The sequence below is a fragment of the Pseudomonas sp. p50(2008) genome (genome assembly GCF_015351605.1).
Taxonomy (GTDB): domain Bacteria; phylum Pseudomonadota; class Gammaproteobacteria; order Pseudomonadales; family Pseudomonadaceae; genus Aquipseudomonas.
In genome coordinates this window covers 19,031-39,818 of the sequence record NZ_JACMYF010000001.1, presented here as the reverse complement: position 1 = coordinate 39,818, position 20,788 = coordinate 19,031, and the positions used below count along the sequence as shown (strand labels likewise).

The window sequence follows — 20,788 nt, the reverse complement described above, 5'->3', positions numbered from 1 at the left end:
GACGTTCCAGCACTTTGCGCGGCCAACAGGTCGTTAATCGGGAGAGGCAGTGTGACTAATAAAAACAACAAAAATGGTGCGGGCCCAGGTGTATCGGGCTTCGAAGTATCGGGTCTGGTGGCGGCGATCGCACTGGTGTCCACGCCCGCATGGTCAGGTGAAACCATCGAGTTCGATAACGGGACGACGATCGACTGGACCGTGACCACCAGCTATGGGCTGGGGGTGCGTTTGTCCGACCCGGACAACGCGCTGTTGACGCGCAACGCCGATGACGGCGACCGCAACTTCGACAAGGGCAGCCTGGTCACCAACCGCGTGGGTGCCCTGGCCGAGATGATCGTGCGCAAGGACACCTACGGCGCGGTGCTGCGTGCCAGTACGTTCTACGATGATGTTTACCACCGCTCCAATGACAACGATTCACCGTCCACGGTCAACAAGACCGGAGACCACAATGAGTTCACCAGCGACACCAAATACTACAGCGGTGGCCGCAGCAAATTCCTTGACGCCTACGTGTTCAACGGCTGGCGCTTCGACAATGATTCGATGCTCGACGTCAAGGCCGGGCGCCACATCGAGTCGTGGGGTGAAAGCCTGTTCTACCCAGGTGTCAGTGGCGTGCAGAACCCGTCCGATGCGGTCAAGGCAGCGCAGCCAGGGGTGGAGGTCAAGGAAGTGCTGTTGCCGGTCGGGCAGGTTTCTGCTTCCTACCGGTTGAACCCGCAGCTGACCTTTGGCGCGTATGTGCAATACGAATGGATGGGGACTGAACTGCCGCCAGTCGGCAGCTACCTGTCGACCAGTGATGTGGTCGGGCCGGGACGTGAATTCATCCTCAACGCCAACGGCACGCGGATCAACTACAAAGGCACTGATGAACCCCGCGACAGCGGCCAGTGGGGGGTTCAAGTACGTTTCCGTCCGGTGCCGGCCCTTGAGTTGTCGCTGTTCCACGTCAAGTATCATGACAAGAATCCGGCCACCGCCCTGGTCGGTTATCAGGCCGTCCCCGCAGGTCCTGGCGCGTTTTTCGGGACGCCGGATGGCTATCGCATTACCTACTTTGAAGACATCAAGCTGACCGGGATCAGCGCATCGACCAAGATCGGCGAAACCCAGATTGGCGGCGAATGGTCCTATCGCGACGGTGCGCCGGTGATGGTCAATACCGGCCTGGGGGCGACGCCGACCCGTGGCAAGGGCCAGCAGATGCAACTGTCGGCCATCCGCATTCTCGGTGACCGGCCATGGGCGAGCCAGACGTCGCTGACCGCCGAAATCGTGCATGTCCGCGTCGACAGCGTGGATGAAGCCTCGGCGGCGCCGAACCTGCAAGCGCTGGGCAACAGCCTGATTCCGTCCATGCGTCCGTTGGTGCAACCGTCCGATGACTACACCTACAAGAACGCCTCGGGCTGGCGCAGCAAGACGTCCAGCGCCTACACCGTGGGCGCCTCCTTCAGCTACCCGGGCGTGTTCAGAGGCTGGGACCTGGAAGTACCGGTCAACTTCTCCAACGTGTTCAGCGGTGCCACGCCGATGGCCGGGACCATCTCCGGGTTGCAGGGCGATCGCCGGCTGAGCCTGGGCACTACCTTCAAGTACCTGGGCAACCTGGAAGTCGCCCTGCGGGTCACCAGTTACCTGGGGGACGCGGACCCGGTCAAGCGCATGCTGGCCGACCGTGACTACGGCACGTTCTCGGTGAAATACAGCTTCTGATGACTGTGCTGGCGCCAGGGTTGAGTCAACCCTGGCGTCGCAGGCGCCTAGTCAAAATGGACGATCACTTGCCGCCGCAGTTGTGGCATGGTCGCAAGACAAAAAACCTGAAGCACACAGCCTTCGAATGGGGGATACATGGGTCTCAAAGGTCATGCGGCGATTGTTGGCGCCGCTCAATACAAACCGGAAAAGTACGCCACTGCACCGAGAATGTTCCACCTCGAACAGGTGGCCGACCTGGCGGCGCAGGCGCTGCGGGATGCGGGCTTGCGTGCCGAAGACCTCGACGGTCTGGTAATCAACGGCCCGCATTTCCATGAAGCTTCGGTGTTCGTGCCGGCCATGGCCGCCGAGTACCTGGGCTTGAACCTGAATTTTGCCGAAGTGGTCGACCTGGGTGGTTGCACCTCGGTGGGCATGGTCTGGCGCGCGGCTGCGGCGATCGAGCTGGGCTTGTGCCAGGCCGTGCTGTGCGTGCTACCGGCGCGTCTGGCGCCGATGGGACCTGATGAAGATCCTGGCGCGATGGCCCGTGCCATGCGCTACGGCGGCCACAGCACCGCGTTCGGCGCCCCGGAGGCAGAGTTTGATTTGCCTTACGGGCACATGGGCCAGAACACCGGCTACGCGATGATCGCCCAGCGCTATGCCGCGCAGTACGGTTACGACCCGGTGGCCATGGCCAAGATTGCGGTGGATCAGCGCACCAACGCCTTGGCCAACCCGCAAGCCATGTTCTACGGTCAGCCCCTGACCATCGAACAGGTGCTGGCGAGCAAGCGCGTGGCCGATCCGTTGCACATTCTCGAAATCGTCATGCCCGTGGCCGGCGGTGCGGCCATGATCATTGCCTCCAAAGAAGTCGCGGCCCGTGCTCGCAAACGGCCGGCATTCATCACTGGCTTCGGCGAGCACCTGGCGTTCAAGTCGCCCTCGTACGCAAAAGACATGCTCAACACACCGATTGGTCCAGCCTCGCGTCGTGCCTTCGACATGGCCGGCCTCAAACCTGCGGATGTCGATGCGGCGCAAATCTACGACTGCTACACCATCACCGCGTTGTTGACCCTGGAAGATGCCGGCTTTTGTGCCAAGGGCGAAGGCATGGGTTTTGTTCGCGAACATGACCTGACCTGGCGCGGCGATTTCCCGATGAACACCCACGGCGGCCAGCTCAGCTTCGGCCAGGCCGGCGCTGCCGGTGGGATGTCACAGGTGATCGAAGCCGTGACTCAGATCAGTGGTGAAGCGGGTGAGCGCCAACTCAAGCGATGCGACGCCGTCTACGTCTCCGGGACCGGTGGCGTGATGAGTGAGCAGGCCGCGTTGATTCTTCAGGGAGCATGACCAGCATGTCGAACAACAAACCAATGCCGGTGCCGACCGAAATATCTGCCCCGTTCTGGGAAGGACTCAAAGCGCAGCGGCTGTTGATCCAGCAGTGCAACGCTTGCGACCACTGGGTGTTCTACCCGCGCCGGCACTGCCCGATTTGCCTGGCCCACGACCTGGCCTGGCGCGAGGTCAGCGGCGGCGCGAGCCTGTACAGCTTTACCATCGCCCGCGTCGCCACGCTGCCGGACTTCGCCGATGAAATGCCGCAGAAGCTGGCCGTCATCGAGCTGGATGAAGGGGTGCGCATCAACACCACGCTGGTGGGTCTTGAAGAGGATCAGATTCGCATCGGCATGCGTCTTAAACCGGTGTTTGCCGAGGTCGACGCAAAGGGGACGTGCTTGCTGCGCTTTACCGGCCTGGAACAGGACAGCGACGCGTTGCAGCGCTGGACCGGGGCGCCTCAAACACAAGCGTTGGAGCCAAATGAGGTTGCACCTGCGCGCCTGATTGCCATGGATGATGAGGCGGCGCTGCAGAGCCTGGTCAGCGAAACGTTCAGCGACTGGAGCAACGAAATTGTTATCGACCAGGCCTTGATCGATGCCTTTGCGTTGTTGTCGGGCGATGACTACTGGATTCACACCGACCTTGAGCGTGCGCGCAAAGACAGCCCGTTCGGCGGCACTATCGCCCACGGTGCATTGGTGCAGGTCCTGCAGTCGCGGCTCAAACTTAAGCTGGGTTATGAGATCACCGGCTACGGCACCATGGTCAACTATGGCTCGGATCGCTTGCGCTTCCCTGCGCCGGTACCCGCCGGGTCGCGGATACATGCACGCGCCAAGGTCAAGCAGGTAGTGCAGGTGAAGCGTGGTACGCAGCTTACGCTGGAAGTGAACACGCATGTGGTGGGCAGTGATCGTCCTTCGGTCATTAATGACCTGGTGATCCTGTACATGTGATTTTGCCATCTCGAAAGGTGGTGAAGGAGCTGCGTGTGCAGGAGCTGTGTGAGCTGTCGAGTGAAACGAGGCTGCGATCTTTTGATCTTGTCTTGTGTGCATATCCATTCTTTCGGTAACGGCTTCCATAGGTTCCGCTCTTACAGCGGGTCACTTGGAAAAGCGCCAAGTAACCAAGCGCTTCCTGCCCCACCACTTGGCACCTCGCCTGGGCTCGGTGTACCCGAACGCAGGTATTGCCCCGCGGCTAAACCGGCATCCTTGCCGGTTTACCCGCTGCGCAATACCTGCCATAGCCCCAAATTCCAAAGCCAACACACGATCACTGTGGGAGCTGGCTTGCCAGCGATGGCGGTGTGTCAGTCACCGTACCTTTGGATGTGCCGGCCTCATCGCGAGCAGGCTCACTCCCACAGTGAACCGCAGTGACTACAAAATCTGTGTTCGACCAAAAATCCCCTGTGGGAGTGGGGTTGCTCACGATTGGGCCGGCATATTCAACAAGGATCTCACCCGATATCCCTTTCCCCGATAGATCAGATGCTTAGTCTCAACGGACGATGATGCAGTTGCCCCTCCTCAGCACAATGAAGACCAATAAAGGTCCAGTCATTGAGGAGCAGGGCATGATGGATATTCGGGGGCTGAGTTACTTCGTCGCTCAAATCGAAAATCTCAGTCAGTGGCAACGTTATGCCGAAGACGTGTTGGGCATGATGGTGCTGCCCGCGCCCGGTGGCGGATTGCACGTGAAGATGGATGAACGACCGTTTCGCATGCTGATCGTCGAAGGGGCGGGGGCGGGTTACCTGGCGTCTGGCTGGGAGCTGGCCAGCGAACGGGCTTTCAACGCCGCGTTGAAAACGCTGGATCAGAACGCGGTGCGCTGGGAGCCGGGCACGGCTGTCGAGATCGAGCAGCGTGGCGTGCAGGCTCTGGTCAGTGTTCTTGATCCGTCCGGCAATCGTCACGAGCTGAGCTGGGGCCATCGTTCTGACTGCCTGCCCTTTGTCTCGCCACAAGGCGTGCCGCGTTTTATCACCGGTGACATGGGCCTGGGGCACACCGTGCTGCCAGCGCCGAACTTCGACGCCACCCTGGCATTCGCCAAGGAGGTGCTGGGGTTCGAACTGTCGGACATCTTCAATTTCCGCCCCGATCCGTCGGCCCCGCCGATTCGTATCCATTTCCTGCATTGCCGCAACAGTCGCCATCACTCGCTGGCGCTGGCGGAGTTCGCGGTGCCTTCGGGTTGCGTGCACGTGATGGTGGAAGTGGACTCGATGACCGAAGTGGGGCGCGCCCATGACCGGCACCTGGTCCATCAGGTGCCGCTCTCGGCCACCCTCGGCCAGCACCTCAATGACCTGATGACCTCGTTTTACATGAAGACCCCGTCCGGTTTCGACCTCGAGTACGGCTACGGCGGCCTGCAAGTGGACTGGGCTGAGCACTCGGCCTTCGAATTCACCCGCGTGAGCCTGTGGGGGCATGACTTTTCCGTCGGCCAGCAACAAGGAGATGAGCAATGAACAAGCAAATGACGGCCGCTGATGCGGTAGCGCAACTGCGCGATGGCATGACCATCGGCTTCGGTGGTTGGGGCCCGCGGCGCAAACCGATGGCGGTGGTCCGCGAGATTCTGCGATCCGATGTGAAGGACCTGACAGTGGTCGCTTACGGTGGACCGGAAGTCGGCATGCTCTGCGCGGCCGGCAAGGTCAAGAAGCTGGTGTTCGGCTTTGCCACCCTCGACGCCATTCCGCTGGAACCCTACTACCGCAAAGCGCGCGAAGCCGGTGGGCTGGAGTTGATGGAGGTCGATGAGGGCATGTTCCAGTGGGGGCTGCGTGCAGCGGCCATGCGCTTGCCGTTTTTGCCGACCCGCTGCGGCCTGGCAACCGATGTCACGCGGCTGAACCCCGAACTTAAAACCATTCAATCGCCCTATGCCGACGGCGAGGTGTTGCTGGCAATGCCGGCGCTGAACCTGGACGTGGCCTTTGTTCACGTCAACGTAGCCGACCGCTTGGGCAACACCTTGGTCACCGGCCCGGACCCGTACTTCGATCATCTGTTCGCACGCGCTGCCCAGCAGTGTTTCGTGTCTTGCGAACAGCTGCACGAGCGCCTGGAACTGAGCGCCGAGCAGGCCCGTTGCAACACCTTCGAACGCTACCTGGTCAGCGGGGTGATTCACGCACCGTTTGGCGCCCATCCGACTGCCTGCCAGCCCGAATATGGCTGGGACCTGAGTCATCTCAAACGCTATGCCGCCAGTGCCGGTGAAGAGGGCGGCTGGCAAGCCTATGTCGAGGAGTATGTGGCGGCGGGCGAGCGGGCCTATCTGGATAAAAACGGCGGTGCCGAACGCATGGGCTCCCTGGCCCTGCCGGTGTTCTGAGGAGTATGAAAATGTCGACTACCTGTGAATTTACCCTCGCCGAATTGATGATCGTCGCGGCCAGCGAAGCCTGGCGCGACAACGGCGAATTGATCGCTTCGGGGTTGGGCGTGATCCCGCGTCTGGGCGCGAGTCTGGCCAAGCTCAGCCACAGTCCGCAATTGCTGATGACCGACAGCGAGGCCTACCTGGTCGAAGAGCCGATCCCGTTGGGGCCTCGGGGCGATTTCGTGCCCAAGTACTCCGGTTCGCTGAACTTCGAGCGGGTGTTCGAGTGCGTCTGGGGCGGCCGTCGCCACGCTATGATCGGCCCGACCCAGATCGACCGCTGGGGCCAGAGCAACCTGTCTTGCGTGGGCGATTACCACAAGCCCAAAGCCGCCATGCTCGGTGTGCGCGGCTTGCCCGGCAACAGCATCAACCACATCAACTCGTTCTTTGTGCCCAACCATAACGCCCGCGTGTTTGTCAGCGGTGAAGTTGACATGGTCTCCGGCGTTGGCTTCAAGGCCGACCGCTGGCCAGGAGGGGTGCGGCGCGACCTGATGGATATCCGCTTGATCATCACCAACTTGTGCGTGATGGATTTCGACGGCCCGGACCGTGCTGTCCAGGTGCGCAGCCTGCACCCTGGCGTGACCTTTGAAGAGGTGCAGGAAAGCACCGGCTTCCCGTTGCTCAAGTCGCCGTCGCTCAAGGAAACCGTGCACCCGACGCCCGAGCAACTGGCACTGATCCATCGACTCGATCCCCATGATTACCGCAGTGCGGCGATCAAGGGCAATCCAGCCGGCATTCGCGTGGCCTAAGGCGAGGGACATGAGCATGAACAGCCCTGACAGTGAATTCGTCCAGCGTGAAGACCACTCGGTCTACGAAACGCAGGAGCCGGTGTTGTACGCCGTGGCGGACTGTATCGCCACGCTGACCATGAACCGGCCAGGCTTCAACAATGCGCAGAACTCGCAGATGACCTATGCACTGGACGCTGCGTTTCGCCAGGCGGTCAACGATGACGCGGTCAAAGTCATTGTGCTGCGCGGGGCAGGCAAGCACTTTTCCGCCGGCCACGACATCGGCACGCCGGGGCGGGACATCAACAAACCGTTCGAGCGCGCGCACCTGTGGTGGGACCACACCAACAAGCCCGGTGGCGAGCAACTCTATGCCCGCGAGCAGGAGGTTTACCTGGGCATGTGTCGGCGTTGGCGTGAACTGCCCAAGCCTACCATTGCCATGGTCCAGGGTGCCTGTGTCGCCGGAGGGTTGATGCTGGCCTGGGTCTGCGACCTGATCGTGGCGAGCGACGATGCGTTTTTCCAGGACCCGGTGGTGCGCATGGGCATTCCGGGGGTGGAGTATTTTGCTCATCCCTATGAGCTCAATCCGCGTATCGCCAAGGAGTTCCTGTTCACTGGCGATCGCATGAGCGCCGAGCGCGCTTACCAGATGGGCATGGTCAATCGGGTCATGTCTCGCAAGGCGCTTGAAGAGGGCACTTATGCGCTGGCGGCCAACATTGCGCGACAACCGCGCATGGGTCTGGCCCTGACCAAGCAGGCGATCAACCACGTTGAAGACCTGCAGGGCAAGCGCACCGCCATGGACGCCGCCTTCGCCTGGCACCACTTCGCCCACGCGCACAACGAGTTGCTGTCGGGTGACAAGCTCGGCGGTTTCGATGCCAAGGCCATGGCTCAGGCCAATAAGGCCGCCGCCAGTGGAGAGCAGGCATGAGCCGCTGGATGTCCACGCCGCTGACTGAAGCCCTGGGGTGCCGCTACCCGATTGTGCAGACCGCCATGGGCTGGGTCGCTGACGCCAACCTGGTGATCGCGACGACCCGGGCGGGTGGTTTCGGTTTTCTCGCCGGGGCGACGATTGCCGCCGATGCGCTGGAGCGCGAAATCAACAAGGTGATTGCCGCCACCGGTGGCAGCAATTTTGGCCTGAACTTCCACATGTTCCAGGAAAACGCCGCGCAGTGCGTTGACCTTGCGATCCGCTATCGCTTGCGCGCGGTCAGCTATGGCCGTGGCCCGGACAAACAGACCATTGCCCGTTTCAAGGCAGCCGGCGTGTTGTGCATCCCGACGGTTGGGGCGCTCAAGCATGCCCTCAAGGCCGTGGAGTTGGGCGCTGACATGATCACCATCCAGGGCGGTGAGGGCGGTGGTCATACCGGTGGTGTGCCCAGTTCGATCCTCCTGCCCCAGGTGCTCGATGCGGTGTCGGTTCCGGTGATTGCTGCCGGGGGTTATTCCACCGGTCGTGGTCTCGCTGGAGCACTGGCGGCCGGCGCCGTGGGCATCGCCATGGGCACGCGGTTTCTGATGACCCGTGACTCACCGACGCCTTCGGCGACCCTGGTGCATTACCTCAAGGTCAGCGACCCGCAGTTGGTGCGGGTGACCACGGCGGTCGATGGCATGCGCCACCGCATGATCGAGAACCCGTTCATCAACCACCTGGAGCAGGCTGGGCCCATCGGACGCCTGCGCATTGCCTTGCGCAGTGCCTGGAAGTGGAAACAGCAGACCGGCATGAGTCTGGGCCATCTGTTCGGCGTGCTGCGCCAGGCCTTCAAGGAAGACCCCGGCGCGTTGTCGCAAACCGTCATGGCCGCCAACCAGCCGGTGCTGCTGCAGCGCTCGATGATCGATGGCGTGCCGGACGAGGGCATCTTGCCCAGCGGTCAGGTGGCCGCCGCCATTGGTGAACTGAAAAGTTGCCAGCAAGTGATCGAAGAAATAGCCGAGCAGGCCGAGCGCTGCCTGGATGCCCTGGTGGCTCGCCATTGCGAGCACACGCCTGCACGGGCGCAGGAAAACTGAAGCCCACCTTGAATTGAACAGGCCCGCTGAGCACTGGAGAAGACACGCATGAGTCAAGCATTTACGACACAGATCGACGCGGGCATTGCCGAGTTGGTCATCGCCAAACCGCCGGTGAACGCCCTGGCCAGCCAGGAGTGGATGGACCTGGCCGAACAGATCGAAGCGCTGGGCGCCAATCCGGATGTCCGGGTGATTGTGATTCGAGCCGAGGGGCGTGGTTTCTGCGCCGGTGTCGACATCAAGGAACTGGACGCCCACCCCGATAAAATCGTGGCAGTCAACGCCGGTAACTACGCGGCGTTCAAGGCCGTGCACCGCACCCCGGTGCCGGTGATCGTCGCCGTGCATGGCTTTGTCCTCGGCGGTGGAATCGGCATTACCGGCGCCGCCGATATTGTCGTGGCCTCCGAGTGCGCCACCTTCGCCTTGCCTGAAGTGGATCGCGGGGCCATGGGCGGCGGTGCGCATCTGCAGCGTTTGTTCCCGGTGCAAAAGGTCCGTTATCTGTTCTTCACCGGCGACAAGATCGGCGCCGCCGAAGCTGCGCAGTACGGCTTTATCGAACGTGTGGTGCCCAAGGAACAACTGCGCGAAACCGCCCTTGAAATCGCCGCCAAAATTGCGGCCAAGAGTCCGGCGATGATCCGCCTGGCCAAGGAAGCCCTCAACGGTATCGAAGACGGCAACCTGGAAGACAAGTACCGATGGGAGCAGGGCTTCACCCTGCAGGCCTACACCAGTCCGGATTCTGCTGAAACCCGCCGCGCCTTCGTCGAAAAACGCGACGCGAAGTTCTGAGAGGCTGCCATGGAACTAGCTTATACCCCGAAGCAAAAGGCCTTCCGTCAGGAGGTCCGCGAGTGGCTGGCGGCCAATCAGCCGACGACGCCCCTGGCCAACTACGACACCCGTGAAGGGTTCGAGCAGCATCGCGCCTGGGAGGCGAAGTTGTTCGAACAACGCCTGTCGATGGTCATGTGGCCCAAGGAATATGGCGGCCGTGGTTGCGACCTGATCGAGTGGCTGATTTTCGAAGAGGAGTACTACGGTGCCGATGCGCCGATGCGCATCAACCAGAACGGCCAGTTGCTGCTCGGACCGACCCTGATGGAATTCGGCACCACGGCACAGAAGCAGCGCTTTTTGCCGCGCATGGCGTCCAGTGTCGACATGTGGGCCCAGGGCTGGTCAGAACCGAATGCCGGCTCCGACATGGCCGCGATCACCAGCAAGGCTATTCGCGATGGCGATCACTATGTGCTCAACGGCCAGAAAACCTGGTCCAGCCGCGCCTTGTTTGCCGACTGGCTGTTCGGCCTGTTTCGCAGCGACCCGACCTCGACCCGGCACAACGGTTTGTCGTTCTTAATGGTGCCGCTCGATACACCTGGAGTGACCATTCGACCGATCCGGGCACTCAACGGCAAGAATACCTTCGCTGAAGTGTTCTTCGACGATGTGCGCGTACCGGTCGAGAACTGCATCGGCGCCGAAGGCCAGGGTTGGCATGTGGCAAGGGCCACCGCCGGTTTTGAGCGGGGTTTGCTGTTGCGCTCGCCCGCACGTTTCCAGGCCACGGCGCGCAAGTTGGTGGAGCTTTACAAGGCCCACCGCGAGAGCGCCGATCGCGACCCGAGCATTCGCGAGGCGGTCGTCGATGCCTGGCTCGGCGCCGAAGGTTATGCGCTGTCGTCCTATCACACCGTCGGACGCATGAGTCGTGGTGCGCAGATCGGCGCCGAGTCGAGCATCAACAAGATCATCTGGTCGGAACTCGACCTGAAGATGCATGACACCGCCATGCGCATCCTCGGCGCGCACGGCGAGTTGTTGAACAGCGCGCCGCAAGCGCCGGGTGGCGCCTGGCTTGACGGTTTCCTGTTCGCGCAAGCCGGGCCGATCTACGCCGGCACCAACGAAATCCAGCGCAACATCATCGCCGAGCGAATGCTCGGTCTGCCGAAATAGGAGCCGGCCATGGACTTTACCTTTACCGATGATCAGCTCACGTTTCGTGAGGCCATCAGTCGTTTCCTGATGACCGAGGCTGCCCCCGAGATGCTGCGCGAAATCTGGGAAACCGACGTCGGGCGCTCGGCGGAATTGCGCGGCAAGATCGCCGAGCAAGGTTTGACAGCGTTGTCGGTGCCCGAGCAGTTCGGCGGCCTGGGCATGGACGATGTGGCTTGGTCGTTGATGACCCAGGAACTGGGTTACTACGCCATCCCCGATTCGCTGGCCGATACCGCCTATGTGGTGACCGGCCTGCTCAATGGCCTTCCGGCTGACAACCCGGTGAAGGCCCGTCTGCTGCCGCGCATCGCCGATGGCAGCGTGCGCGTGGCCATCGGGCATCCGATCAACCCGCTGGTGGCCGACGCGGCCCTGGCCGAGTGGCTGATCCTGGCCCACGGCGATGAAGTGCATGCGGTGCCGCGGGCGCAAGTCGATGTGCAGGCCAATGCCAGTATCGATGCGTCCCGCCGCCTCGCCCGAGTGACCTGGCAGCCTGGCCGCGACACCCTGTTGATCGACGGCGAGCAGGGGCGTGCGGTGTGGGCCGACACCTTGAATCGAGGCGCCTTGTCGGTGGCCGGTCAACTGTTGGGACTGGCTCAACGCATCCTCGATCTGTCGGTGGACTACGTGGCTCAGCGTAAACAATTCGGCAAGCCGATCGGCAGTTTCCAGGCGGTCAAGCACCACCTTGCGGATGTCGCCAGCAAGATCGAGTTCGCCAAGCCCGTGCTCTATCGCGCTGCCCACGCACTGGCCAGGGGCGAGCGCAATGTCGACGTCTATGTCTCGCAAGCCCGGCTGGCCTGCTGCGACGCCAGTTGGCTGGCGGCGCGGCATGGCATTCAGGTACATGGCGCCATGGGTTACACCTGGGAAGTCGATCTGCAGATGTTCATGAAACGTGCCTGGTCCCTGGACCCGTCCTGGGGCGACCGCGCCACCCACAAATCCCGCGTCGCTGCCTATGTGTTCAGTGACGAAGCCCGGCTTGGGCCGGGCGCCACTTTCGAGGACTGAGCCATGCCCCAAGCTTATATAGTCGATGCCCTGCGCAGTCCCACGGGCAAGCGCAAGGGCGGTCTGGCCCATGTGCATGCCATCGATCTGGGCGCCCATGTGTTGAAAGCGCTGGTCGAACGCAATGGCATTCCCGCCGAAGACTATGACGACGTCATTTTCGGGTGTGTCGACGCCATCGGATCGCAAGCAGGCGACATTGCCCGCACCAGTTGGCTGGCCGCCGGCCTGCCGTTGAATGTGCCGGGCACCACCGTTGACCGTCAGTGCGGCTCGTCCCAGCAGGCGCTGCACTTTGCAGCCCAGGCGGTGATGAGTGGCATGCAGGATGTGGTGGCGGTCGGCGGCGTGCAGACCATGACCCGGATACCGATTTCATCGGCGATGCTCGCGGGTCAGCCCCTGGGTTTCAGCGACCCGTTTTCCGGCAGCAAAGGCTGGCAGGCGCGTTTTGGCAATCAGCCGGTGAATCAGTTCTACGCCGCACAGCGCATCGCCGATCACTGGAAAATCAGCCGCGCGGACATGGAAGTGTTCGCGCTGGAAAGCCATCGACGTGCTCTCGCGGCCGCTGAAGCCGGTTACTTCGCCAGCGAGATTGTGGCCTGCGAAGGCCTGGATTTTGATGAGACGCCGCGCATCAGCAGCCTGGAAAAAATGGCCAGCCTGGAGCCGGTGAGCGCAGAATTTCCGTCGATCACCGCGGCCGTATCGAGCCAGACCTGTGACGCCTCGGCGGCGTTGCTGGTGGTCTCGGAAGCGGCGCTCAAACGCTACAACCTGACACCCCGGGCACGCATTCATCATTTGTCGGTGCTCGGTGATGATCCGATCTGGCACCTCACGGCACCGATTGCGGCGACCCGTGCGGCGCTGAAAAAGGCCGGCATGCGCATGGCTGACATCGACCTGGTGGAAATCAACGAAGCCTTCGCCTCAGTGGTTATGGCCTGGGCCAAGGAGCTCGATTACGACCCGGCCAATACCAACGTCAATGGCGGCGCCATCGCCCTTGGCCACCCGCTGGGAGCCACCGGTGCGCGATTGATGACCACCTTGCTGCACTCGCTGGAGCGCACGGGCGGGCGTTATGGGCTGCAAACCATGTGCGAAGGCGGCGGCCAGGCCAACGTCAGCATTATCGAACGGCTCTGAAGCCGCCCACACTCAAGAACAGGACAACACCCTATGGGAATCTGCGCAGGTCGTACTGTGATAATCACCGGTGCCGGTGGCGGGTTGGGCCGCGCTTATGCACTGGCGTTCGCTGCCGAAGGCGCCAACGTGGTGGTCAATGATATTCGGCGTGAGGCGGCCGAGGCCGTGGTCGATGAGATCTGTTCGAGCGGTGGCCAGGCGATCGCCAACGATGGCGATATCACCACCCTGAGCAGCGCTCAAGGCATCGTCGATGCTGCGCTCGCGGCGTTCGGTGAAGTTCATGTACTGGTCAACAACGCCGGGGTCCTGCGTGACCGGATGTTCATCAGCCTCTCGGAGGAGGACTGGGACATGGTGATGCGCGTCCACCTCAAGGGGCATTTCTGCCTGGCCAATATTCTCGGTCGGCGCTGGCGTGATTTGGCCAAGGCCGGGACACCGGTGGCGGCGCGCATTATCAATACCAGCTCCGGAGCCGGTCTGCAGGGCTCGATCGGGCAATCCAACTACGCGGCGGCCAAAGGGGGCATCGCTTCCTTGACCCTGGTGCAGGCGGCGGAGCTGGCACGCTATGGCGTCACGGCCAACGCGTTGGCTCCGGCGGCGCGCACGGCGATGACCGAAAGCGCCATGCCGGACATGGTCAAGAAACCTGAAGACGACAGCTTCGATGGCTGGGCAGCGGAGAACGTTGCGCCTTTGGTGGTGTGGCTGGGCAGCGAAGCGTCCGGGCATGTCAGCGGCCACTTGTTCGAAAGCCAGGGCGGACGGATTTCCCTTGGCGACGGTTGGCGCACGGGTGTCACCCGCGACAAGGGTGCGCGCTGGCTAGTAGCGGAAGTGGGCGAGGCGGTCGACGGGATACTCGCCGAAGCGCCCAAGGCGCAGAAGGTCTGGGGTACTTGAGGCTGGCTTAACTAAAATCCAGAACTGAGGCAAGTCCCTGTGGCGAGGGGATTTAGCGAAACGTCGCACCGCCCCGTTGAGCTGCGAAGCAGCCCCAAAAGCTGCAACCGAGGTGTACCAGGAACACCTCGTCCGCTGGTTTTACGACTGCTGCGCAGCCGAACGGGGATAAATCCCCCCGCCACAGGTTTATTGTCACTGTCTCTTTCAGTGTCACTGCCACTGCCTTTACTGACCCCGTCCGTTTTGACGATGTGCCCGATCCCTGCGGGCTTTATACCTGTCGACAACCTGTTTTCTGTCAGAGGTATACGTCGTGAAACAAGCCCCTCCTTATGTTCCTGGCCACCAGTTACTGGCTGGCAAATCCGTTCTCATCACTGCCGCCGCAGGCGCCGGCATCGGTTTCGCCGCGGCCAGGCGCTGTGCCGAAGAGGGCTGTCGCGCCCTGATGATTTCCGATGTTCATCCCCGTCGCCTCGAGCAGGCGGTTGAGCAGCTCAAGGCCGAGACCGGTCTGCAGGCGGTGTACGGCCAATTGTGCAATGTCACCGTCGAAGCCGAAGTGCAGGCGCTGGTCGCTGCCGCGGAGCAGGCCCTTGGCGGCGTCGATGTGCTGATCAACAACGCCGGCCTCGGTGGCTCGAAGCGGGTGACCGAAATGAGCGACGAAGAGTGGCTGCGGGTCATCGATGTGACGCTCACCGGCACCTTCCGCATGACCCGCGCCATGTTGCCGCACATGGAGCGTCGAGGGAGCGGTGCCATCGTCAACAACGCTTCGGTGCTAGGTTGGCGTGCGCAGAAAGAGCAGGCGCACTACGCCGCCGCCAAGGCCGGCGTTATGGCATTGACCCGTTGCAGTGCACTGGAAGCCGCCGAGCACGGCGTGCGCATCAACGCGGTATCGCCCTCGATTGCCTTGCACGAATTTCTCAAGAAAGCCTCCAGTGAAGAGCTGCTGGCAAAGCTTGCCGACCGTGAAGCCTTCGGCCGCGCCGCAGAGGTCTGGGAAGTCGCCAACGTCATGATCTTCCTGGCCAGCGACTACGCCTCCTACATGGTCGGCGAAGTCCTGTCGGTCAGTTCACAACAGGCTTGAGGACCACCCATGACCACACGATTCAGCAGTGCCGAGCAAATGCTCAAGGCCCAGGGCCTGGACCTGGGCGTCACCGACTGGCTGCAACTGACCCAGGAGCGGATCAATTTGTTCGCCGAAGCGACCGGCGACCAGCAGTGGATACACGTTGATCCCGAGCGCGCTGCCAGCGGCCCGTTCGGGGCATGCATCGCCCACGGCTATCTGACCCTGGCGCTGGCCAACCTGTTCATGCCGCAACTGATGACCATCGACAACATGGCCATGGGGGTGAACTACGGCACCGACCGCGTGCGCTTTCCCGCGGCGGTGAAAGTCGGTTCTCGGGTACGAGGCCGAGGCCAGGTCATCAGCGCCGAATTGATCGGCAGCGCTGTGCAGCTGGTGGTGCGCATCAGCGTTGAAATCGAAGGCGCCGACCGCCCTGGCTGCGTGGTCGATACCATCAGTCGTTACACCTTCAATCCCCTTACCGAGTGAGCCTGTTCATGGACAAGAATGACGTTGTGATCGTTGCGACCGCGCGGACCGCGCTGACCAAATCCTTTCGAGGGTCGTTCAACGACACCGAAGCTCCGGTGCTCGGCGGCCATGTAGTGCGGGCCGTGGTGGAGCGCGCCGGTATCGAACCGGGGTCGGTGGACGATGTGATCATGGGGGCAGCGGTGCAGCAGGGCACCCAGGGCTACAACATCGGCAGGCTCTGTGCTTACACCGGCGGCCTGCCGGACAGTGTGCCGGGCATGGCCCTGGACCGGATGTGTGCGTCCGGTCTGATCAGCATCGGCATGGCCGCGAAAAACATTCTGGCCGGCGAAATGAACATCGCCATCGCCGGCGGCGTCGAGTCGCTGTCGCTGACACAGAACAAACACAAGAACACCTACCGCAATCAGTCGGAGGCGGTGCTTGCCTGCATGCCGAGTGCCTACATCCCGATGATCGAAACCGCCGAGATTGTCGCGCGACGCTACGGCATCAGCCGTGCTGCACAGGACGACTATTCGCTGCAAAGTCAGCAACGCACGGCAGCCGCCCAGCGTGATGGGTTGTTCGACGCGGAGATCGTGCCGTTGCAAGCGCGTAAACAACTTTTCGACAAGGAAGGTCAGCCAAATGGCCATGAACAGGTGCTCGCCGATCGTGACGAGTGCAACCGCCCCTCGACCCGGCTTGAAGACCTGGCTGCCCTGAAACCGGTGTGGAAGAACGGTCAGTGGGTCGAGCAAGGTGAATTCATTACGGCCGGCAACGCCTCGCAGTTTTCCGACGGCGCCTCGGCCAGCTTGCTGATGAATCGTGGGCAGGCGGCCGAGCTGGGCCTGCAGCCGCTGGGCATCTATCGCGGCATCGCGGTGGCCGGCTGCGCGCCGGAAGAGATGGGGATCGGGCCAGTGGTCGCGGTACCCAAACTGCTCAAGCGCTTTGGCCTGAAAGTGGCCGACATCGGCTTGTGGGAAATCAACGAGGCGTTTGCCTGCCAGGTGTTGCATTGCCGCGACGCCCTGGGCATTCCCCCAGAGCGCCTGAACGTGAATGGCGGGGCCATTTCAATCGGTCACCCGTTCGGCATGTCCGGTGCACGCATGGTCGGTCACGCCCTGCTTGAAGGGCGCCGTCGCGGCGTGCGCTACGTGGTCGTGGCCATGTGCATTGGCGGTGGCATGGGCGCGGCGGGCCTGTTCGAACTCCCTTAATCACCGATTTCGTCGTTCGGCACCCGGGTAGGCCATTTGGACGATGCCCCGGGGGCCGGGCAGACGGACTATCTACACACCTCAGTCAAGAGCGGTTGCAAGCGCTGCGCCTCGGTGGTTCAGCGATTCGATCCGACAAGAATAAGAAGGTGGGCCGTATGTCTATTGTCGAGCGCCTGGATGTTGCTGCAAGGAGTCGTCCATGCGCCAGTTGATCGCTTATGGGGTGTGCATTGCAGTCGCCGCCATCGTCGCGCTGGCGTTTACCCCGCGCGGGGTCATGAACGCTGCCGATACCGCGTTGAACACCGATCGCATGCAAATCAACGGCCTGCTCAACCTGGGCAAGCGCCAGGTGGCGGTGGGCGAGCGCGGGACCATCCTGATCAGCGATGACCGCGGGCAAACCTGGCAACAGGCGAACGTAGAGCCACAACGCCAGATCTCCCTGACCGCCCTCACGGCATTGAATACCGAACAGTTGATTGCCGTTGGCCAGGACGGTTTGATCCTGCGTTCCAGTGACGGCGCCAGCAGCTGGCAGGAAGTTCACTACGAACCCGATGCCGGTGAGCCCTTGTTGGGTGTGTGGGCAGCCAGTGCTGAACAGGTCTTTGTATTCGGCAGCTACGGCAAGTTTTACCAGTCCGACGACGCCGGTCAGCGCTGGCGCGATGTGGCGCTGGAGGTTGATCGCTCGCACCTCAATGCAATGGCTGGCGGCAGTGATGGCCGGCGCATGCTGGTCGGCGAGCAGGGCCTGGTCATGCGCAGCGCCGACAACGGCCAGCACTGGCAACAGTTGCCGACGTTCTACAACGGCTCCTTGTTTGGCGTGATCCGCCTGACGGCCCAGCGTTGGGTGACCTATGGCATGCGTGGCCATGTTTTCGTCACGGATAACTTCGGTGAGCAGTGGCAGGCCATCGACGTGGGCAACACGCAACCCCTCTACGGTCATGTGCTGCTACCGGACAACTCCGGGGTGCTGATTGTCGGCGCTGGTAGTTCGATGGTGCGTCTGGATGGCCAGGGACGTTTGCTCGGCACCAGCCGGCAACCCGGCCTTGGGACATTGACGTCAGCCATTGTGGTTGGCGGCGATCAGGTGCTCGTGGCGGGTGAACGGGGTGTGTATCAAGGGAGCGGCAACAGCGTTGCCGCCCTGGGCAAAGGAGAGCAGCGTCATGAAACACGGTAAATCCTGGGTTGATCGAATGGTCGAGCGCTGTGCCGACCTGTTGCTGGCGCAACGCAAACTGCTGCTCTCGGTGTTCGTCCTGGTGACCTTGGGCCTCGGCTACAGCGCCACGCACACTCAGCTGGACCCTGGCTTCAACAAGCAGATTCCGGTGCGGCATGAGTACATGCTCAACTTCCTGGGTTTCAGTCAGTACTTCACCGGCGCCAACCGTTTTCTGGTCAGCGTGAAATGGAAGGGCGAGGGTGATATCTACAACCCGCAATTCCTCGACACGCTGCGCAAGGTCACGGACGACGTGTTCTTCATCAACGGGGTCAGCCGCGCCAGCGTCACCTCGTTGTTCACCGCCAACGTGCGCTACATCGAAATCACTGAAGAAGGCTTTTTCGGCGACGTCGTGGTGCCGCCACGCTTTACCGGAACGGCCGAGGACCTGGCCCAGGTACGCAGCAACGCGGCCCGCTCCGGACAGGTCGGACGGCTGGTGGCCAACGACTTGAAATCGGCCATGGTGCGTGCCGACCTTCAGGACGTCGATCCGCAGACGGGCAAGGCCGTGAGTTACGTTGATGTCTCCAAACGCCTTGAAGACATCCGCGCCAAATACAGCAGCGATCAAGTCGAAATCAACATCGTCGGCTTCGCCAAACTGGTGGGCGATGTGGTTGAAGGTTTGATGACTGTGATCGGCTTTTTCGTCGTCGCCTTCCTCATTACAGGGCTGTTGCTGTGGCTTTATTCACGATCGTTACGCCTGACCGTGGTGGCGTTGCTGGTAGCGTTGCTGCCGGTGGTCTGGCTGTTGGGTCTGCTGCCGCTGATGGGCCTGGGTATTGATCCGATGTCGATTCTGGTGCCGTTCCTGATCTTCTCCATCGGTGTCTCCCACGCGGTGCAGATGACCAATGCCTGGAAACAGGAAGTACTCGCCGGCAAGGATTCGGTTCAGGCCGCGCGCCTGGCGTTCTGCAACATCTTCATTCCCGGTTCCCTGGCGCTGCTGATGAACGCCCTGGGTTTTGCCGTGATCATGCTGATCGACATCCCGATTGTTCATGAACTGGGCGTGACGGCGTGCATTGGTGTGATGTTGATGATCATCACCAACAAGATGATGCTGCCGATCATCATTTCCCATTTGCGCCTGGAGCGCAGCGTGCTGGCCAAAGGACGCGTCCAGCAGCAGGGCAAGCACCCGCTGTGGTGGCGGCTGTCGGCACTGGCAGAACCGCGTCCGGCGCTGGCGGTGCTGGTAGTCAGCCTGATGCTGCTCAGCGTTGCGGTGCTCAAGGCGCGACAACTGGAGGTCGGTGACATTGGTGCTGGTGCGCCGGAGTTGCGTGCAGAGTCGCGCTACAACCAGGACAACGCGAAGATCGTTGGCAGCTATTCAATCGGCCTCGATGTGCTGGCGGTGTTCGTTCAGGCCCAGGGCCTGGAAGAGGCCTGTCTGTCCCCGTCGGTGATGCGTGCGGTCGAAGCCTTTGATTTCAAGATGCGCAGCGTAACGGGTGTGCAGTCGGTGCAGAGCGTGGCCGGCTTCGGCAAGACGGTGATTGCCGGCAATAACGAAGGCAACCCACGCTGGGCGGCCATTCCGGGATCGTCCCGGGGACTGAGCCAGGGCGCCCGAGCCTACATGCCCGATGACGGCCTGGTGACCGACGGCTGCCAGCAAATGCAGATTCTGGTGTTCCTCTCCGATCATGACGGCGCCACGGTGTCGCATGTGGTCAAGGAGGCCAAGCGGATCATTGACGAGGTCCAGGTTCCGGAAATCAAGTTCCTGCTGGGCGGCGGCAACGTCGGGGTGATGGCGGCCTCCAACGACGCGGTCAAGCGCGCCGAGGTCCTGATGCTGGTGGCGTTGTTTGGTTCAGTGCTGCTGTTCTGCTGGCTGACGTTTGGCTCATTGCGCGCGGTGCTGTGCATCCTGGTGCCGCTGGCGATTGTTGCAGTGTTGTGCAATGCGTTGATGGCCATGCTCGGCATCGGCCTGAAGGTGGCGACATTGCCGGTGATGGCGCTCGGCGTCGGGGTCGGGGTGGACTATGGCATTTACCTGTATGAGCGCATCCAGCACGAAATGGTCGACGGCGCCGACCTGCGCACCGCGTTCTATCGAGCGATGTGCCAGCGCGGAACGGCAGCGGTTTTCACTGCCCTGACCATGTCGATCGGGGTCTGCACCTGGGCCTTCGCACCCCTGAAGTTTCAGGCCGACATGGGGGTGTTGCTATCGTTTATGTTTCTGGTCAATGTACTCGGGGCGATTTTCCTGCTACCGGCTTTGGCTGCCTGGTTCAACCAGGGCAAACCACTGGTGACGGCCGGAACAGGCCGCACATCGCATGCGCAAGTGATCAAATCATAACAATAAAAACGGGCATGGCCTGGGCTGTGTCCCGCG

Annotated in this window: 18 protein-coding genes; all 18 read left to right on the top strand. The window is 62.0% G+C overall.

Going from position 1 to position 20,788, the window contains the following annotated elements:
• The first annotated feature begins 51 nt into the window (after window positions 1-51).
• The 18 genes from H7698_RS00180 (at window position 52) to H7698_RS00095 (ending at window position 20,752) form a co-directional block, all read left to right on the top strand.
• On the top strand, window positions 52-1,728 hold the full coding sequence (locus H7698_RS00180) for a DUF1302 domain-containing protein (protein ID WP_194690288.1): 1,677 nt from the start codon (window positions 52-54) through the stop codon (window positions 1,726-1,728).
• 138 nt (window positions 1,729-1,866) lie between these two features.
• Window positions 1,867-3,078 (top strand): thiolase family protein, encoded by a 1,212-nt coding sequence (locus H7698_RS00175; RefSeq protein WP_194690287.1) that lies wholly within the window; start codon window positions 1,867-1,869, stop codon window positions 3,076-3,078.
• Window positions 3,079-3,083: 5 nt separating this feature from the next.
• The gene (locus H7698_RS00170) at window positions 3,084-4,031 is read left to right on the top strand and encodes a bifunctional OB-fold nucleic acid binding domain-containing protein/MaoC family dehydratase (protein ID WP_194690286.1); all 948 of its coding nucleotides are present in this window, start codon (window positions 3,084-3,086) and stop codon (window positions 4,029-4,031) included.
• Window positions 4,032-4,657: 626 nt separating this feature from the next.
• On the top strand, window positions 4,658-5,563 hold the full coding sequence (locus tag H7698_RS00165; RefSeq protein ID WP_194690285.1) for a VOC family protein: 906 nt from the start codon (window positions 4,658-4,660) through the stop codon (window positions 5,561-5,563).
• Entirely contained in the window at window positions 5,560-6,435 is an 876-nt protein-coding gene (locus H7698_RS00160) for a CoA transferase subunit A (RefSeq protein ID WP_194690284.1), read from the top strand. The genes H7698_RS00165 and H7698_RS00160 overlap by 4 nt, the downstream gene beginning before the upstream one ends.
• 11 nt (window positions 6,436-6,446) lie before the next feature.
• Window positions 6,447-7,244, top strand: a complete 798-nt coding sequence (locus H7698_RS00155) for a CoA-transferase subunit beta (RefSeq protein ID WP_194690283.1) — start codon at window positions 6,447-6,449, stop codon at window positions 7,242-7,244.
• A gap of 16 nt (window positions 7,245-7,260) precedes the next feature.
• Window positions 7,261-8,172, top strand: coding sequence for an enoyl-CoA hydratase (locus H7698_RS00150; protein WP_194690282.1), 912 nt, complete (start codon window positions 7,261-7,263; stop codon window positions 8,170-8,172).
• The gene (locus H7698_RS00145; RefSeq protein ID WP_194690281.1) at window positions 8,169-9,269 is read left to right on the top strand and encodes an NAD(P)H-dependent flavin oxidoreductase; all 1,101 of its coding nucleotides are present in this window, start codon (window positions 8,169-8,171) and stop codon (window positions 9,267-9,269) included. The genes H7698_RS00150 and H7698_RS00145 overlap by 4 nt, the downstream gene beginning before the upstream one ends.
• 48 nt (window positions 9,270-9,317) lie before the next feature.
• A complete protein-coding gene (locus H7698_RS00140; protein ID WP_194690280.1) occupies window positions 9,318-10,070 on the top strand; it encodes an enoyl-CoA hydratase family protein in 753 nt (250 codons plus the stop codon).
• Window positions 10,071-10,079: 9 nt separating this feature from the next.
• Complete coding sequence (locus H7698_RS00135; RefSeq protein WP_194690279.1) at window positions 10,080-11,240, top strand: acyl-CoA dehydrogenase family protein; 1,161 nt, start codon at window positions 10,080-10,082, stop codon at window positions 11,238-11,240.
• A 9-nt stretch (window positions 11,241-11,249) separates the two neighbouring features.
• Window positions 11,250-12,308: an acyl-CoA dehydrogenase family protein gene (locus H7698_RS00130; protein ID WP_194690278.1), complete on the top strand. Its 1,059-nt coding sequence runs from the start codon at window positions 11,250-11,252 to the stop codon at window positions 12,306-12,308.
• A 3-nt stretch (window positions 12,309-12,311) separates the two neighbouring features.
• The gene (locus tag H7698_RS00125) at window positions 12,312-13,463 is read left to right on the top strand and encodes an acetyl-CoA C-acetyltransferase (protein ID WP_194690277.1); all 1,152 of its coding nucleotides are present in this window, start codon (window positions 12,312-12,314) and stop codon (window positions 13,461-13,463) included.
• 33 nt (window positions 13,464-13,496) lie between these two features.
• Window positions 13,497-14,375: an SDR family oxidoreductase gene (locus H7698_RS00120; protein WP_194690276.1), complete on the top strand. Its 879-nt coding sequence runs from the start codon at window positions 13,497-13,499 to the stop codon at window positions 14,373-14,375.
• Window positions 14,376-14,691: 316 nt separating this feature from the next.
• A complete protein-coding gene (locus H7698_RS00115; RefSeq protein WP_194690275.1) occupies window positions 14,692-15,477 on the top strand; it encodes an SDR family oxidoreductase in 786 nt (261 codons plus the stop codon).
• A gap of 9 nt (window positions 15,478-15,486) precedes the next feature.
• Window positions 15,487-15,957 carry a MaoC family dehydratase gene (locus H7698_RS00110; RefSeq protein ID WP_194690274.1) on the top strand — a complete coding sequence of 157 codons (471 nt, stop codon included), beginning with the start codon at window positions 15,487-15,489 and terminating at the stop codon, window positions 15,955-15,957.
• A gap of 8 nt (window positions 15,958-15,965) precedes the next feature.
• Window positions 15,966-17,174 (top strand): acetyl-CoA C-acyltransferase, encoded by a 1,209-nt coding sequence (locus H7698_RS00105; protein ID WP_194690273.1) that lies wholly within the window; start codon window positions 15,966-15,968, stop codon window positions 17,172-17,174.
• Between the two features lie 202 nt (window positions 17,175-17,376).
• Window positions 17,377-18,375, top strand: coding sequence for a WD40/YVTN/BNR-like repeat-containing protein (locus H7698_RS00100; protein ID WP_194690272.1), 999 nt, complete (start codon window positions 17,377-17,379; stop codon window positions 18,373-18,375).
• Window positions 18,362-20,752, top strand: coding sequence for an efflux RND transporter permease subunit (locus H7698_RS00095; protein WP_194690271.1), 2,391 nt, complete (start codon window positions 18,362-18,364; stop codon window positions 20,750-20,752). The genes H7698_RS00100 and H7698_RS00095 overlap by 14 nt, the downstream gene beginning before the upstream one ends.
• Window positions 20,753-20,788 lie beyond the last annotated feature (36 nt).

Excerpts from the sequence above, each read along its gene's own strand:
- H7698_RS00160 (WP_194690284.1), top strand. The coding sequence starts at position 5,560 with ATGAACAAGCAAATGACGGCCGCTGATGCGGTAGCGCAACTGCGCGAT.
- H7698_RS00175 (WP_194690287.1), top strand. The coding sequence starts at position 1,867 with ATGGGTCTCAAAGGTCATGCGGCGATTGTTGGCGCCGCTCAATACAAA.
- H7698_RS00145 (WP_194690281.1), top strand. The coding sequence starts at position 8,169 with ATGAGCCGCTGGATGTCCACGCCGCTGACTGAAGCCCTGGGGTGCCGC.
- H7698_RS00150 (WP_194690282.1), top strand. The coding sequence starts at position 7,261 with ATGAACAGCCCTGACAGTGAATTCGTCCAGCGTGAAGACCACTCGGTC.
- H7698_RS00170 (WP_194690286.1), top strand. The coding sequence starts at position 3,084 with ATGTCGAACAACAAACCAATGCCGGTGCCGACCGAAATATCTGCCCCG.
- H7698_RS00100 (WP_194690272.1), top strand. The coding sequence starts at position 17,377 with ATGCGCCAGTTGATCGCTTATGGGGTGTGCATTGCAGTCGCCGCCATC.
- H7698_RS00110 (WP_194690274.1), top strand. The coding sequence starts at position 15,487 with ATGACCACACGATTCAGCAGTGCCGAGCAAATGCTCAAGGCCCAGGGC.
- H7698_RS00105 (WP_194690273.1), top strand. The coding sequence starts at position 15,966 with ATGGACAAGAATGACGTTGTGATCGTTGCGACCGCGCGGACCGCGCTG.
- H7698_RS00140 (WP_194690280.1), top strand. The coding sequence starts at position 9,318 with ATGAGTCAAGCATTTACGACACAGATCGACGCGGGCATTGCCGAGTTG.
- H7698_RS00095 (WP_194690271.1), top strand. The coding sequence starts at position 18,362 with ATGAAACACGGTAAATCCTGGGTTGATCGAATGGTCGAGCGCTGTGCC.
- H7698_RS00135 (WP_194690279.1), top strand. The coding sequence starts at position 10,080 with ATGGAACTAGCTTATACCCCGAAGCAAAAGGCCTTCCGTCAGGAGGTC.
- H7698_RS00155 (WP_194690283.1), top strand. The coding sequence starts at position 6,447 with ATGTCGACTACCTGTGAATTTACCCTCGCCGAATTGATGATCGTCGCG.
- H7698_RS00165 (WP_194690285.1), top strand. The coding sequence starts at position 4,658 with ATGATGGATATTCGGGGGCTGAGTTACTTCGTCGCTCAAATCGAAAAT.
- H7698_RS00120 (WP_194690276.1), top strand. The coding sequence starts at position 13,497 with ATGGGAATCTGCGCAGGTCGTACTGTGATAATCACCGGTGCCGGTGGC.
- H7698_RS00125 (WP_194690277.1), top strand. The coding sequence starts at position 12,312 with ATGCCCCAAGCTTATATAGTCGATGCCCTGCGCAGTCCCACGGGCAAG.
- H7698_RS00130 (WP_194690278.1), top strand. The coding sequence starts at position 11,250 with ATGGACTTTACCTTTACCGATGATCAGCTCACGTTTCGTGAGGCCATC.